Source organism: Microcoleus sp. MON2_D5 (genome assembly GCF_036701905.1).
Taxonomy (GTDB): Bacteria; Cyanobacteriota; Cyanobacteriia; order Cyanobacteriales; family Microcoleaceae; genus Microcoleus.
Map to the genome: position 1 here is coordinate 13328 of NZ_JAUBRM010000023.1, position 15974 is coordinate 29301.

The 15974-nt window shown below is 45.7% G+C and carries 8 protein-coding genes; 4 read left to right on the top strand and 4 right to left on the bottom strand.

What is annotated here, in order from left to right; translation table 11 throughout:
* Positions 1 to 122: 122 nt before the first annotated feature.
* From QUA47_RS10675 to QUA47_RS10685, 3 genes are all read left to right on the top strand, one after another.
* Positions 123 to 1052, top strand: coding sequence for an ADP-ribosylglycohydrolase family protein (locus QUA47_RS10675; protein WP_333430719.1), 930 nt, complete (start codon positions 123 to 125; stop codon positions 1050 to 1052).
* A gap of 102 nt (positions 1053 to 1154) precedes the next feature.
* The gene (locus tag QUA47_RS10680; protein ID WP_333430720.1) at positions 1155 to 1913 is read left to right on the top strand and encodes a Uma2 family endonuclease; all 759 of its coding nucleotides are present in this window, start codon (positions 1155 to 1157) and stop codon (positions 1911 to 1913) included.
* Positions 1914 to 2204: 291 nt separating this feature from the next.
* Positions 2205 to 3935, top strand: coding sequence for an NAD(P)H-quinone oxidoreductase subunit 4 (locus QUA47_RS10685; protein WP_333430721.1), 1731 nt, complete (start codon positions 2205 to 2207; stop codon positions 3933 to 3935).
* A 67-nt stretch (positions 3936 to 4002) separates the two neighbouring features.
* Here the strand turns inward: QUA47_RS10685 and QUA47_RS10690 are convergent, their stop codons facing one another.
* From QUA47_RS10690 to QUA47_RS10705, 4 genes are all read right to left on the bottom strand, one after another.
* Positions 4003 to 5646: an NB-ARC domain-containing protein gene (locus QUA47_RS10690; protein WP_333430722.1), complete on the bottom strand. Its 1644-nt coding sequence runs from the start codon at positions 5644 to 5646 to the stop codon at positions 4003 to 4005.
* A 432-nt stretch (positions 5647 to 6078) separates the two neighbouring features.
* A complete protein-coding gene (locus tag QUA47_RS10695; RefSeq protein WP_333430723.1) occupies positions 6079 to 8043 on the bottom strand; it encodes an ABC transporter ATP-binding protein/permease in 1965 nt (654 codons plus the stop codon).
* Positions 8044 to 8252: 209 nt separating this feature from the next.
* Complete coding sequence (locus QUA47_RS10700; RefSeq protein WP_333430724.1) at positions 8253 to 9110, bottom strand: DUF1361 domain-containing protein; 858 nt, start codon at positions 9108 to 9110, stop codon at positions 8253 to 8255.
* Between the two features lie 231 nt (positions 9111 to 9341).
* Entirely contained in the window at positions 9342 to 13988 is a 4647-nt protein-coding gene (locus QUA47_RS10705; protein ID WP_333430725.1) for a PAS domain S-box protein, read from the bottom strand.
* Positions 13989 to 14539: 551 nt separating this feature from the next.
* On the opposite strand from QUA47_RS10705, the gene QUA47_RS10710 reads away from it, so the two are divergent.
* The gene (locus QUA47_RS10710; RefSeq protein ID WP_333106075.1) at positions 14540 to 15907 is read left to right on the top strand and encodes a TldD/PmbA family protein; all 1368 of its coding nucleotides are present in this window, start codon (positions 14540 to 14542) and stop codon (positions 15905 to 15907) included.
* Positions 15908 to 15974: the final 67 nt, after the last annotated feature.

Here is a 15974-nt window from a genome sequence, read left to right on the forward strand (position 1 = left end):
TAAGAGAAGAGATAAAGAGAGTTGACAAGTTGGGCATCGATTGTTATACACGCAGATAAGATGCAGATAGAAATGATTTTGAACTCAATAGAGCTTACTAATTATTAATTTTCAATTACGTTATGCAACAAATAGAACGTTATCGCGGCAGTCTTCTCGGTTTAGCAGTTGGCGATGCTCTCGGAACAACTTTAGAGTTCTGTCGCCCTGGAACGTTTGCGCCTATTAACGATATGGTTGGCGGCGGCCCGTTTCGATTGCAACCGGGCGAGTGGACGGACGATACTTCGATGGCGCTTTGTTTGGCTGAAAGTTTGATTGAGAAACAAGGTTTCGATCCAGTCCATCAGTTAGAAACATACTTGCGGTGGAAGCGAGAGGGACATTTGAGCAGCACTGGTGAATGTTTTGATATTGGCAATACAGTTCAACAAGCACTTTGGAAGTTTGAAGATACAAGAAAACCTTACTGCGGTTCTACCGATGCTGGGACTGCTGGAAATGGTTCGATTATGCGCTTGGCTCCCGTGCCTTTGTTTTATGCTACAAATCCTTTGGAAGTCATAGAAAAATCTGGACAAAGTTCGAGAACTACTCACGCTGCTGCTACTTGTGTGGATGCTTGCCGTTATTTGGGTGCTTTAATTGCGGGGGCTGTGAATGGAGTTGCTAAAGATGTGTTGCTTTCGGAAAGATATTGTCCGATTTCGGGATATTGGGCAGAAAATCCCCTGGTAGCAGAGATTGATGAGATTGCGGCGGGTTCTTTTAAACGGCGACAACCGCCTGAAATCAAAGGTACTGGTTATGTTGTCAAGTCTTTGGAGGCGGCACTTTGGGCGTTTTACAACAGTTCTTCTTTTGCTGAAGGCTGTTTGTTGGCTGTGAATTTGGGCGACGACGCGGATACAACTGGTGCGGTTTACGGACAGTTGGCGGGGGCTTTTTACGGAGAATCTGGTATACCGGAAAAATGGATCTCGCAATTAGTCGATCGTACTTTAATTGCATCTTTTGGCGATCGGCTTTTGACTTTATCTAGATCGCTCTGAATACTTATATCAGTTTTCAACCTTCTTTGTTTTTACAATGACTCGCAACTTGAGTTAATATAGATAAATTTACACAAAAATTGCTGGTTGAGGGTTAATACAATGGTACTCGAAGCCCCGTCTATCAAAGCCAAACCAACCGTCACCTGGGAACCCCTACCAGCTAACTTCGTATTACCCGACGATCCGGTGGAAAATATTCAACAACCTTCTCTCGCGGCTGCTCTCACCGATGCACTGGGAGCTGCAGGACTTATTCAGTCAGAAATGCTGATTAGCTCTAATTTGGGGCTAGTCGCAACTATCAATAAAAACATTGTCGTCAAAGCTCCAGACTGGTTTTATGTGCCGCAAGTGCATCCTCTAGCAGAGGGGGTAATTCGCCGTAGTTATACTCCTCATACTGATGGTGCTAATGTGGCGATCGTGATGGAGTTTCTCTCAGAAGCAGAGGGAGGAGAACTATCGGTCAGAGCAACTCCGCCCTATGGAAAACTCCACTTTTACGAACAGATTCTTCAAGTACCTACTTATGTCACTTATGACCCCTACGAAGGTATTTTAGAAGTGCGCTATTTGCAAGATGGGCGGTATGTTTTACATTCAGCCAATGAGCAGGGGCGGGTGTGGATTCCCCAACTGGAACTATATCTCGGGATTTGGTCGGGGGAAAGGTTGGGACAAACCATGAACTGGCTGCGTTGGTGGGATGATCGAGGTAATTTGTTGCTGTGGAGTTCAGAACAAGCTGAGCAAGAAAGGCAAAGGGCTGAGCAAGAAAGTCAAAGGGCTGACCAGGAAAGGCAAAGGGCTGAACGATTGGCGGCTAAGTTGCGCGAATTGGGAGTTGATCCAGATTGAACGCTGATTGAAAGCTAATTTACGATCGCCCTTAATAGACAGGGCTTACGCAACCATCTACCAGAATACGCTCAATCCCAGCCAGATGGCACCTACAAAACGCTATATTTTGTTGTGCGTAAGTCCTGAATCGAAAATCAAAAATCGAAAATCAATTGACGTATGTAGCAATTCGTGATATTTTTCTCCGCATTTGTCTGGATATAAAAAATATTTATGAATAAATCTTAAGTTTTAATAAAATTTAGTATTATAATTTTGGTAACTTCCAACTAAGTATTTATTCTCACTATGGTAGCGGATCAATTTCCTTGGCTGACCGCAATTGTCATCCTACCCCTCCTAGCTTCCCTCGCCATCCCTTTTGTGCCCGATACAGACGGCAAAACCATTCGCTGGTATGCCCTAGGCGTAGGCATTGCAGATTTTGTATTAATGTGCTGGGTGTTTTGGACTCATTACGATCCAAGCATCTCTAGTTTCCAAATCGTAGAACAATATCCCTGGATACCTTCTTTAGGCCTCAACTGGTCTGTTTCCGTTGACGGACTGTCAGTTCCGTTGGTATTGTTGGCGGGATTGGTGACGACACTATCAATCTTTGCAGCCTGGGAAGTTGATCGCAAGCCACGACTCTTTTACTTCCTGATGCTGGTGATGTACTCCGCACAAATAGGAGTTTTCGTCGCCCAAGACATCATGCTGCTGTTCATTGTGTGGGAACTAGAACTAATTCCGGTGTACCTGCTAATCTCGATTTGGGGCGGACAAAACCGCCGCTACGCAGCTACCAAATTCTTGATTTACACCGCAGGCGCTTCCATCTTTATTTTGATAGCTGCCTTAGCAATGGCATTCTACGGCGGAGGCACCCCCACCTTCGACATGGTAGAACTAGGCTTGAAGGACTACCCACTGGGTTTAGAATTACTGCTTTATGCGGGATTGTTAATTGCCTTCGGCGTGAAACTGGCGATTTTCCCCTTCCACACTTGGCTACCTGATGCCCACGGTGAAGCATCTTCTCCCGTGTCGATGATTCTGGCCGGCGTATTGCTGAAAATGGGCGGATACGGACTGATTCGGCTGAATTTGGAACTTCTTCCCCAAGCACACGTTTACTTTGCACCGATTATGGCGGTGCTCGGCGTGGTCAATATTATCTACGGCGCGCTGAATTCCTTCGGCCAGTCGAACATGAAGCGCCGCTTAGCGAATTCGTCGATTTCTCACATGGGATTCGTGTTGTTGGGTATTGCTTCCTTCACGGATTTGGGAATCAACGGGGCGCTGTTGCAAATGATTTCCCACGGTTTAATCGCCTCAGTATTGTTTTTCCTGGCTGGCGTTACTTACGATCGCACCCATACAATGATCATGGACGAGATGGGCGAGATTGGGAAAGTCATGCCGAAAGTGTTTGCCTTGTTTACCGCAGGCGCCATGGCATCCTTGGCCCTCCCCGGAATGAGCGGTTTTGCTAGCGAATTGTCAGTTTTTGTGGGCGTCGCAACTAGCGATATGTACAGCAGTTCTTTCCGGGCGGTGACAGTGTTCCTGGCTGCTGTGGGACTGATTTTGACGCCGATTTATTTGCTCTCGATGCTGCGACAGTTATTTTACAACTGTGGAACACTAGCGGCTTGCGACCTTGAGGATCTAAATTTGCAGAATCAGAGAAACAATCTGGATGAAGCGGTTTGTTTTGGTAATAGTTGCGTTTTGCCTGGTGATGCACCGTTTATTGATGCTAAACCTCGGGAAGTGGCGATCGCATTTTGCTTTTTGATACCGATTGTCGGCATTGGTTTTTATCCCAACATGGCCATGCAAGTCTACGACGCGAAGACTGTGGCGGTGAACGCAGAAGTCCGCCAATCTTACATCCAAATCGCTCAAGACAATCCTGAGATTTATGCGAAGGGATTTTTGGTTCCCAAAATTGCCCAAGCTCCAAAAGTGCCGACTTTGGGCAAAATTACCGGGTCTGAATCTGCATCGGTTTTTGGCATTGTCAAATAATTTTATCGAATTCTGTTTTTGTTGAAAATTGGGCGATCGCTTTTGTCAAAGGGCGATCGCTTTTTTCTTATCGCTGAATTTCTGAAATAATTTGCGCCAGATTCTCCCTAGCATATCCCACCTCAAGAATCGATTTATCCTCCAGTTCAGAGGCAACTTTATTCAAGATATTTAGCGGTTCTTCAGAGCCTGTCGTCTTCAAAAACAACAGTTGCAACCGATTTTTTAATAATGCTAAAATAGAGCTACTTGGTTCGCCTTTATCCCCTTTCCGTTTAGGAATGTTGATGCTCAATTTGTGAGTTTTCAACAGCCGCATTCTTTCTATTCCTTGGGTCTTAACCGTCTCCAAAACCTCCGCTCGAATCCGATCGACTAATCTGTCGGTCACATATTGCACGATCAAAGGCTGAAGCATAAAAACAGTTTCCCCGCCCTCACTAATTTTTTCAATCAGCGATCGACGACCCAGAGAATCGAGATTTTTTAGCAAATCTGACAGCGATGAATTGGCCAACATCTGCTCTCGTAAACTTGCCAGGGAAATCTGGCTTTGAGCAATAGCAATCCAGTAGGCAATATCTTGTTCGGAACTCGACATTCGATCGAACTGCTGCGCCAGCAAATTGCTGATATGTTCTTCAATAAATAACGCCGTTGCTTCCAAAAGCTTTAAAACATTTCCCTCGAAAAACTCGTTAATTGTTGTCGCTACAATCTTTAATGCTAACAGATTGCCCCCGTACCGGGACAACAAGATTTCCAACTCTCGATGTTGAGCCGACAAACCTTTTTCTTGGAAAATTTTCCGCGCTATTTCTTCGGAAATAGCAGGTTTTAAAGACCGCACTTTTTCTCCCGCCAGCAAAGCCAGTTCCGTAGGTTCTTCCGAACTAACTAGCAGTAAACAGCTATTGTGATTGACCTCACACAGCCGGACAATTAAATCTCGATATCCTTCGTAGCCTTCCCGGTAGTGTCCCGCTAATTCTTCGGGTCTGAGAACCGCTTCAAAATCGTCTAAAATTACCAGACAGCGGTGTTTCCGCAGATACTCGACCAAGCGCGAAATTTTGCTGTTGAGGTCGATGGGTACATCGGGTTTTTGTTGGTTAGAAAAAAGTTGAATTAAGCTCCCTAGGAAGTCGGATGGTGCGGGTGCCGATCGCAGCGATCGCCAAATCACAAAATCAAACTCATTTTGTACCTGTTTTGCCAACTGCACCGACAGAGTTGTTTTGCCGCTACCAGCCAAACCCAGCAGCGCTACCAGGCGACAATTATCTGATACAATCCACTGCTTTAAAGTAGTTAATTCTTCAGTCCGTCCGTAAAAAACCGAAACATCCGGTGCTTGGCCCCAATCTTCCTGTCGGTGTCCGTTAGCGAAGCCCTCGGAGAGGCTCGCCATCTTCAATAGAGAGCCTTTACCTCGACTAAAATCGCTTGTTCCCTGATCGGTGTGGTATGAAAACAGCAACTGATGCCTCAATTCCGAAAGCTTTCCAGGGCCGTTCCCCCCGATCTGAAACTTTTTGTAAACTTCGCCGAGTCTTTTGCGAACGGCGATGTCGCTAATGCCAAGCTTTGTGGCGATCGTCGCCGTAGATTGACCGTCGAGAGCCATAAACACAGTTTCTAACTCGGCATCTGTGACGCCGCGCTGTTTGGCGATCGTTTGCACAAAGTTTTGAGGAATCGGAGTAGTCAAGGTAGGAATCTCGCCTATACTAAAAAAATCTATCTTCTATTATATTGTGTGAGTTCTCGCGGGCGAGCAATTGAATCGAATCTACCAACGTTCAGCTTGCTTTTTGTTGTTTGGGCAGTTTTAGATATTTATACCCAATTATCAATTGTGAGACCAGTTAAAAAAAATGCAACTGTAGGCAAGCTCCAAACCAATACACAATCAGTCATTCCCAATTCTTCTATTCTTTAATTCTTTAATCTAAGATGGTATGAGGAACGGGGAGTTGAGCGACATTAAGTGTTGCTATTTCCCTACCCGTAAAACCTATTGTAGAGTGGAGGCGCGGCGCTTAATTTATAGCACCCAACCATAAATCTCCAACCGCACCACAACCCACCGCCAACCAAAGACCGGGTGGGTAAATTTACAATTTTTGAAAGCAACGCTGTATCAGCCAAAAATTGTCGCACTAGCGCGGTATTCTTGGGCAGAAAGCAGCCGCCAACTCCCATCACCCACAAGTTCCAAAACCTGCTGGTGATATTTCACTAAACTCACTCGGTGGCCGACACTCACAAACGTAGTTTTAGTGGCTTGCAATTGCTCGTATAAATGTTGCTCGTTCTTCAAATCCAAAGCACTTGTCGCCTCATCCAAAATAGCGTATCTAGGTTCCGTCAATAACAACCTAGCAAAAGCTAAACGTTGCTGTTCTCCCAGCGACAAAATCTCACTCCAATCTAAATCCGCATCAAAACCGCCCAATCTGTCTGGCAAATCTGCTAAATTTACTGATGCCAAAACGCGGCGCAATTTTTCCTCATCAACCTCGCTGCTGGTATTGGGATACAAAAGTTGCGATCGCAAACTACCCAAAATCATATAAGGACGCTGTGGCAAAAACAGCATTTCCCCCAATTCCGGTCGTGCCAAACGGCCCGTTCCCGAGTCCCACAAACCCGCAATTGCCCGCAGCAAAGAACTCTTCCCAGCACCGCTTTGACCGACAATTAACAGTCCTTCCCCTGGCGACACCGCTACCGACAAATCCCTAATCAAAGTCTTTTGCTGCTTCGGAGTATCTAAAGTAACGTGTTCCAGTGTCAATTGCGAACTTATAACTGTATCGATTGTTCTGAAGTCTAGTTTTACAGCACTTTTTTCATCTCTTAGAGCCTCATCAAACGTGGCTAAACGATTAATGCCCGCTGCAAAAAAACTCAAGCTTTCAATCCTATATACCACCAAAGAAAATGCTTCGGAAACCTGACGAAAAGCAAATTCAGCTTGAGTAATATCGCCGTATCTTATCTCACCTGCAAAGTAGATAGAAGCCAGGAATAAAGACGGGATAATATAAGTTGCATATCTATAGCTAACTCTAAAATATCCCAGATTCCGCTGCCAACCAATTAAGAAATTAAAGTTCCGAACTGCTGCTAAAAATCGGTGTTTTACCTGAACCGATTCCTGTGCTTCTCCCCGGTAAAAAGCAATTGATTCTGCATTGTCCCGAATGTGAACCAATCCATAGCGAAAGTCAGCCTCTGTGGAGAGCTGATTGAAGTTCAAAAAGATTAACTTTTTGCCAAAAAATATCATAACTGTCGTGCCAAAGACAGCGTAAATAATTAGTCCGATCGAAAGACCTTTGGAAATCGACCACAGAATGCCTGTAAAAGAAATAATATCGATAACTGATCCCAATATCAGCAGCAAAAACTCTAAACTTGTGCTAGTGAAAGATTTGATATCTTCAGCAATCCGCTGGTCGGGATTGTCGATTTTCTTCTGAGAATTGATTTCGTAATAAGCGCGGTTTTGAAAATAACTACCCAGGAAACTATCAGTCATCCACTCTCGCCAGTATAATCCCAGTTTATCTTGCGTATACCCGTAAACAACAACTATCGGGGTAGCGATAATAAAAACTCCAGCATAAACCCACATAAACCGCCAAAAAGTAATCTGATCTTTTTCAGCCAGCGCTGTCGTGAAAAAATTACTAATATAGCTAATGATTACGTTAATTCCGCTAACAGACAGCGACAAAAATAGCAGCAGAGCTAACATGATCCACTGTTTCCAGCGCGGTATCAACTTGCTTCTAAAAAAGACAAAAGCAGCTAGCGGGAGGATTAGCATTAAAGCAACGATCGCAATTTTCGGTGAGTAGATAATTCCTTTGATTAAAGTAGCTAAACCAGCCGCAACTCCATTAAAAGCCTCTGGAAATAAGACTTGAGTACCCAAACATACAGCGCTGACGAACACAAACATCGCAGCGAAGAGAAATATCAACAACAGCGCTACTAATCCTAAAAAGATTCTGCCTCCCCCAGGCTCTAAAGGATAAAAGTAAGGTTGAGCGATCGCAATAAATCTCTGCCACAACTGACGGTCAAATCGATTCATCTTTGCTGTTTACAAAACTACTTTGACTGTTCTAACATATCAAGTCTTGTGACAAACTGCAGCACTAATTTATTTCGGAGTTTAGCGAAAAAATGTCTCTCACCCACCCACGGAAACTTGTTTTCCCAGTTAACTGGTGGAGAGAAAAAATTGGGAGCTTAGTTCAAGCTCTTAGATTCATCTGTGGAGTCAATCCTTTAATCTCAAATCTAAAATCTCAAATCGATTGGATCAGAAGCAGTGGCGCTTTCGCCGGACAACTCCGACTGCAATTTGCTGCTGTAAAATCGCTGGCTAATTCCTAAAATTACTTGTTTCATTACCCAATACAAAACAGTAATTACTACAAAAGTTACAACCATTACTAAAACCGGACGCTTGCCTATCAAATCGTTCATTACTGTGTTAACTAGCGCATCTGGGTTAGTAAGAATGTCCCAAGTGTTGAAGCGGATAAATCGCCCTAAATAAATGCCGATCGCCGAAAGTGCGTGTATAGTTATCTCCGTTGCCAGGATAAATTTACTCCAACCCTGTTGCTTCAAATAGTAACCCAAATTCATCACCGACAGCACGTAAGCCCCAAACCCAACCAGCATAAACGCCAGATACTGCGGGATCAAAGCTAGAGTCACAGTCCACACCGAGTTACCCTCTTTAATCTGCTCAATCAGGTGAATGATATCAGTTAAAACGTAGGGCGCATTAGGCAAAAATGCGATAAACCAGAAAAAACCGCCCCACCAGCGGAAAGAGCGAACTCCGCGCTGCCGCAGTACCCAGATGTCTAAAGCCATCAGTGCCAGCGTAATCGCGATCGCGCCCAAAACGTAAGTTTTGCCCACATCTTGCACAATGTGCTTCAGATAGTTCAAAACATGGCGCGTACTGGGCAAAAAAGTAAGGCCCAGGAGAAAGGCCGTACCCCACAGCAGCCAGCGCGATCGAGGTTTGCGAAACAGCCAAAAACTCAGGCCCAGCGGTACTAAAGCCAAAAACAAATTCCAAGACATCCAGCGGACATTGTGTCCCATTGCTTGCAACGCTTCCAGGATTAATCCCATCATGTCAATTTTTATACAATTAAAGGTTTGATGCAGCACCGCTTCATTCGCAGCTTCCGTCTATTTTAGTCTTTAAGTTGTAGGGTGAGTCAGCTTATCGCTGCGCGCCTGAAAATCAACAACTGCTGACGCATACTACCACTGTGGACTCACTCTCAAATCTCAAATCGACTGACGCATCCTACCACTGTGGAGTCAATCTCAAATCTCAAATCTCAAATCAACTGGTGCACCCTACTGTTTATACACTTTGTCGATCGGAATCTCAATCTTAAAAGTCGTTCCGCATCCTATGGAAGAAATGCACTCAATCTTACCCTTGTGCTTTTCCACCACAATCGAGTGCGCGATAGACATTCCCAACCCCGTACCTTTCCCCACAGCTTTGGTAGTAAAAAACGGGTTAAAAATTCGATCGACTATCCCCTCGGGAATGCCCGTACCGTTGTCCGAAATTTCTACCCTAACAGTGTTCTGGGGGGTTACACCCGTGGAAATAGCAATCCGTCCAGTCTTTGTCTCTGATTGTGGAACCGATAACTGGTGATATCGTTCTTCAATAGCATCAATTCCATTAGCAATAATATTCATAAACACCTGATTAAGTTGGCTCGCATAGCACTCCACCAGTGGCAGTTTTCCAAACTCCTTAATTACTTCAATTTCCGGGCGGCTGTCCCGACTCTTCAAGCGGTGCTGCAAAATTAACAAAGTGCTTTCAATTCCCACGTGAATATCGACCGGCTTCATTGCAGATTCATCCAGCCGGGAGAAATTTCTGAGGGACAACACAATTTGCCGGATGCGCTCTGTTCCTACCTGCATTGAACCCACAAGTTTTCTTAAATCCTCAGCCATGAAGTCCAAATCTATCTCTTGAATGCGATCGACAATTTTTGAATTTGGTTCGGGATACTCCTGTTCGTAAAGAGTCACCAGATCCAGCAACTCTTTTGTATACTGGTTGAGATAATCAATGTTAGCGTGAATGAAATTAACTGGATTATTAATTTCGTGAGCGATGCCTGCAACTAATTGCCCTAAAGAAGACATTTTTTCAGTTTGAATGAGCTGAGTTTGAGTAGAGCGCAATTCCAGGATCGCTGACTCTAAATCTCGAGCTTTTTCTCTTTCTCGCGCCTCGCTTTGTCGCAGTGCTTCCTCTGCTTGCTTGCGAGTCGTAATATCCTGGGAAACTCCAATTATTACCTTAGCCTGACCATCCGAATTCCTACTAAAAATAGTATCCCGACTTTGCAGCCACAAAAATTGACCGTCTGCTGCCCGTATCCGGTACTCAATTTCCCTAGTTTCGCCATCTTCAATTCCTCCAAAGCTCGCGAAATGTTTCATTATTTTATGCAAATCTTCGGGGTTTATTAACTGAGGAATGAGTGACGAATCCATCGCTGTAATTTCGTCGCTGGTATAGCCCAAAAGCGCGAACATAGAAGTATTAGTGTAGATATTACGCTGTTCTTCCAAGTCGTAGAGATACAAAATACCGGGAGTAGCCGATGCTACTTTTTGAATGAACTGCTGGCTTTCTTGCAAAGCTAACTCCGCTTGTTTGCGATCCGTAACATCAACGGCGATGCCGTCCCAAAGAATATCGCCATTTTCTTTAGCTTCAGGACGCGACATTATCTGCAACCACCGAATCTTGCCTGAAGGTAGCACTATCCGTCCTTGCCACTGCCAAGGTTGCAAAGTCTGGGCAGAAATAGCACCCGATTCCTCATAATTTTGGCGGTCTTCGGGATGAATCAAATCTGTTACCAAAGCCGCATTTTGCAGAACATCTTCTGGTTCTAACTCAAAAAGTTCTCGGCAAGCAGCACTTATGTAAGGAAAACAGAAAGAGCCATCTGGACACAACAAAAATTGATAAATGATTCCCGGCAAATTAGCAGACAGCTTTTGGTATCTTGCCTCGCTTTCCCGCAGTGCTTCCTCTGCTTGTTTGCGCTCCGTAATGTCAGTAATTGAACCAACCATGCGGACTGCTTTTCCAGATGCGTCCCACAAAGCTTGTCCCCGACTCAATATCCATTTGTAGGCGCTATTGTAGCACCAGCAGCGATATTCGATGATGTAATGCGGCGTTTTCTTGTTTAAATGGTCTTGGAGAGCTTGCATTACTAAGGCTAAATCGTCGGGATGCGTGCCCTTGTTCAATTCGTCAAAGTAATCGAGAATGGGGCTGTGTTCGTCGTATCCGGTGATTTCCTTAAATCTATCGGACAGGAATAGTTCCCCTGTTTGCAAGTTCCAGTCCCAAATGCCGTCGTTGTTGCCTTTGAGTGCTAACTGCCAGCGTTCTTCAGTTTGCATCAATTGAGCAGTTCTCTGTTTGACTCTATTTTCTAGTTCTTGATTGAGCTGTTTGAGACTTTCTTCTGCCTGGTTGCGTTCGATCGCAATTCCTGCTAAATTAATAATCGCTTCTATCAATTGCAGCTCAAAAAAATGGGGGCTGCGCGGTTGGGAATAATACATCCCGAAAGTTCCCAAAACTTGACCCTGAGATGAGAAAATAGGAGTAGACAAGCAAGCTCTCAGTCCAAAACTCAAGGCTAAATCTCGAAAATTTTCCCACAAAGGATCGCTGGCAATATCTGTAACTAGCACCTGTTGGCGACTAAAGGCAGCAGTGCCGCAGGAACCGACATCCGGGCCGATGGCTATGCCATGAATAGCAGCATTGTAACTGTCGGGCAAACTGGGCGCGGCTCCGTGCAGCAAATGTTTGCCGTCTGGAGCTAGAAGCAATATCGAACAGATGACATCTCTAGATTGCTGCTCGATAATTTTAACTAAAGTGTTTAAAGTATCGCCCAGAGAAGCACCCTTAGCAATCATTTCTAAAATTTGTTTTTGACCCGTTAACCAATTTTCAGCTTGCTTGCGCTCTGTAATGTTGCGGGCCACCCACAAAACCGTGTTTTCTTTCATGGGCGAGATGGTAGCGGCAAACCACGTTTTTAGGCTGCCAATTTCCAAGTTATATTCAAAAGTACAGATTTGATTTGTAGCGAGGGCGGTGCGAATTTGCTCCAGAAAAGATTCTGCCATTTCTGTAGAGAATAAGTTGCTAATTTTTTGACCGACAAGTTCTGGAGACGGTTTATATAAAAGTCCGGGATTGGTCGGGGCAATTTTCAGGTAGCGTCCTTCAATATCAATCACCAAAATTACGTCGTTCATTGCCGCAAACAAAGTCCGCAGTTCTGCTTCTGAAGCTTGCAGAGCGATTTCAGCTTGTTTGCGATCGCTAATGTCGCGCCCTACTCCTTGACACTCAATCAAGCTGCCCGTACTGTCAAAAATCCCCCGATTCGTCCACTGCTGCCAGCGAGTTTCCCCTGTTTCGAGAACGACGCGGTGTTCACAGGTAACGACGGGGTTTTCTAGGCTTAGAGAGCTGAAACTGCGGCTGATAATTTCTTGGTCTTCTGCCGGCATCAAGGGCATAAAAGTATGGCCCTCCAAATCCGATCGCGATTTATTGAAATAGCGGCAGTAGGCATCGTTGACAAAAGTCAAAACTCCGCTCGGCAAGAAACGGCAAATCAGTTCGGTTTGGTCTTCAATAATTGCCCGATAGCGAGATTCGCTCTCAAGCAGCGCGGCTTCTGCTAAGACGCGATCGCTAATATCCGTCCCGATACAAAGCAGCCCTGCCAAATTTCCCTCCGCATCTAGCAAAGGTTTATTTGTCCACGCTACCCACACCCTTTCTCCATTGCTGCGGATGTTTTCGTTTTCATTTTGGAAGTATTTTTCCGGCAGTGGCAAAGAGTCTCGAATCATTGCCGCCAGGTCACTTTCTGATAAATCTGTTTTCGGTATAATTGTCCCGATCGCACTTTTGCCGATGATTTCTGCTTCTGAATACCCGAAAAAAGTTTCAGCAAACTCATTAAAAAAAGTAATTTTGCCTTCACTGTCTAACTGCACAATAATGCTGTTAGCATTCTCAACCAATTGTCGGTACTTAGCTTCGCTTGCCTGCAGCTTCACAGGGCCATATACCCAGCTAAACGCCACTACCCCGCTGAAAACAGCCAGCAAGCCGCCTCCAAAGATCAGCCACCCCCGAAACGGCGAATGTGCAGGCCATCCTCCCGCCGGAATTGCTGCCAACTGCCAGGAACCGTGCGGCAAAGTCACTTCCAGCAGCACGGGATTGTGCTGAAAAATTGACCCGTCACCAAAAAACACAGGGCCGGATGCTCCCTTCCCGTCTTTGCCCCGCAGAGCGTATTGCAGCTTCGCTGAGGAGTCATTGAGTCCTGCTTCCTCAATCAGGGAATTTTTGTCGATGATCAAACCTGTCAAGCCCCAGTAAACTCCTGTTTCAGGCTCGGCGCCGGAGGGTGTGAGAAAAATCGGCGATCGGCTGATGAACGTCTCGTCCCCCTCCAATAATTTCACGGGCCCGGCGAGCAAAGTTTTTCTGGTGTTGATGACCTCTTTGACCATTTGCCGCTGTGCGGGTAGCGCCGTCAAGTCAACCCCGATCAGCGCTTCATTTCCCTCCCGTGGGTAAATGTAAGCGATCGTCGTGCCTTTAACTAAAGTTATGGCGCGGATGCCCGGTTGCTGTGCCACCAGAATTCTCGCCGTCGCTGTAAACTCGGCTTCAGTGATGTTTGGGTTGTTGGAAAGGTAAGCCCCCAAACCCCGCGTCAAAAACACGCGGGAATTCAAAGCGCCTTCCAGCTTAGAACGGACTGTGCTGAGGCGTTCGAGGGTGCTAGCGCGGTTGTAGTGAAAAAACCGCCGCTGTTCTGAGCGATCTAAAATGCCAACTCCGACCAAAATTGCTATTGATGCCGAAATTGCTGCTAAATACGGTGAAATTTGGAATTTTTTCACCTTAAAGTATTCCATCTGCCGGCGGTTAAGGTATATTTTTTAGATCTTTAGATAGATTTAGTTTAGTTTGATTTCTCTAGGCCAATGCCAGATTTTCGGCATACCGGGCTTTTCGCAAGCGGGCGGGAGTTTGTTGTGTTCTAGGACGCCCGCCCAACGTCGGCGATCGGCAAGCCTCTCATGATTAATTCTATGGAAAAAGTTTTAAATCTACAATCGACTGAGCGAAAGTAATGTGGTCATAAGCCCCTGTATTCATTCCTTCGCAGACTCAGGACGGAGACTTTAAAAAGCTTTGCATCCTTCCTAAAAAGCCCCCGGATTCATTCCTTCGCAGGCTCAGGACGATATCAATCTAAAATCTAAAATCTAAAATCTAAAATCTAAAATCTAAAATTGGTTGACTCGCCCTTGCTCGGGTAGGGCGCGCCACGATACCGTACCACACCCGGGGGGGGAGCGCGCACCCGAAAGACGCGAGTTATTAGCTAAAATAGGTTTAGGAATAATTTTTTTCAGCGCTACGGCCAATCATTCATAGGGGCAATTTGATGCAAGAACAGTTGATGGAAGCGATCGCACCTTACCGCGATCGCGTAGATTATCTAGAAGTTCGCCTCGAACAAAGCGAGTCAACTGCGATTAGTTTTCGCGGCCCTCAGTTAGATGCTGTCAACCGCAGTTTTAGTCTCGCCGGCGGCATCCGCGCCTGTCACAAAGGTGGCTGGAGTTTTGTAACTTTTAACGGTTTAGATGAGTTAAAAGACCGTATTGAAGAAGCTGTAGTGCAGTCTCGTTTGGTTGGCAGCGAAAAAACTCTACTCGCAGATGTCACCCCGATTCAAGATTATGTAGCGGTGGAATTGGGTCGCGACCCGCGCTCTATTACTCTAGCCGAAAAGCGGAAATTGCTCGAATCTTACAATCAGTTGCTGTTAGATTATGACCCGCGAATTCAGACGACAATGGCAGGTTACAGCGACAGATTTGGGATTACTTATTTTGTGAATTCTCAAGGTACTTGCATCGCTCAAGAGCGCTTGGATGTGACCGGGCGTTTCGGAGCGATCGCCCGCGGCGAGGGCGGTGTCGTCCGCCAAGGGTTTGAGTCGATTCACTCGCGATCGGATTACGATGTGTTGACAAATATTGAAGATCGTGTTAAAAGTGCGGCCGTTCGAGCTGTGGGTCAACTAGAGGCAAAATCGGTGAAAGGCGGCCAGTATCCGGTGATTTTAGACCCTTATTTGTCGGGGGTTTTTATTCACGAAGCTTTCGGGCATTTGTCGGAAGCAGACGGCATTTACGAAAACCCAAAAATGCAGGAATTGTTGACTTTGGGCAAGCCTGTGGCGATCGAACAATTGAATGTAATTGACGACGCAACTGTGCCGGGATTGCCGGGAACTTTGAAATACGACGACGAAGGCGTGCCGGCTCAGTGCAAGCATTTAATTAAAAATGGAGTTTTAGCGGCTCGGATGCACAATCGCGAGACTGCGGGCAAAATGGGCGAAAGTCCGACGGGAAATGCCCGGGCTCTGAGCGCTACTTTTATGCCTTTGGTGCGGATGACTAATACTGCGATCGAGTCTGGCGAACATTCTTTTGACGAAATGGTTGCCGACATTGACGAAGGAGTTTATGCAGTGCGGATGTTGGGAGGACAAACCAACGGCGAAATGTTTACGTTTGCGGCGGCTCAAGGGTTCATGATTCGCGACGGCAAATTGGCCGAACCGGTCAGCGATGTCACTTTAAGCGGCAATGTATTTCAGACGTTAAAGGATATTGAGTCTATAGGAAACGACTCGGTTTATGCCTACGGCGGTTGCGGTAAAGGCGGTCAGAGCGGTTTGCCCGTAAGCGTCGGCGGCCCCCATTTGCGGATTAAAAATGTTGTCGTCGGAGGAAGATAATCCTTAGTCATTAGTCATTAATTATTAGTTCAAAACTTACGCAACTGGCACATGGTGAAGGCGTGTT

Excerpts from the sequence above, each read along its gene's own strand:
- QUA47_RS10695 (WP_333430723.1), bottom strand. The coding sequence starts at position 8,043 with ATGAATCGATTTGACCGTCAGTTGTGGCAGAGATTTATTGCGATCGCT.
- QUA47_RS10675 (WP_333430719.1), top strand. The coding sequence starts at position 123 with ATGCAACAAATAGAACGTTATCGCGGCAGTCTTCTCGGTTTAGCAGTT.
- QUA47_RS10700 (WP_333430724.1), bottom strand. The coding sequence starts at position 9,110 with ATGATGGGATTAATCCTGGAAGCGTTGCAAGCAATGGGACACAATGTC.
- QUA47_RS10685 (WP_333430721.1), top strand. The coding sequence starts at position 2,205 with ATGGTAGCGGATCAATTTCCTTGGCTGACCGCAATTGTCATCCTACCC.
- QUA47_RS10710 (WP_333106075.1), top strand. The coding sequence starts at position 14,540 with ATGCAAGAACAGTTGATGGAAGCGATCGCACCTTACCGCGATCGCGTA.
- QUA47_RS10680 (WP_333430720.1), top strand. The coding sequence starts at position 1,155 with ATGGTACTCGAAGCCCCGTCTATCAAAGCCAAACCAACCGTCACCTGG.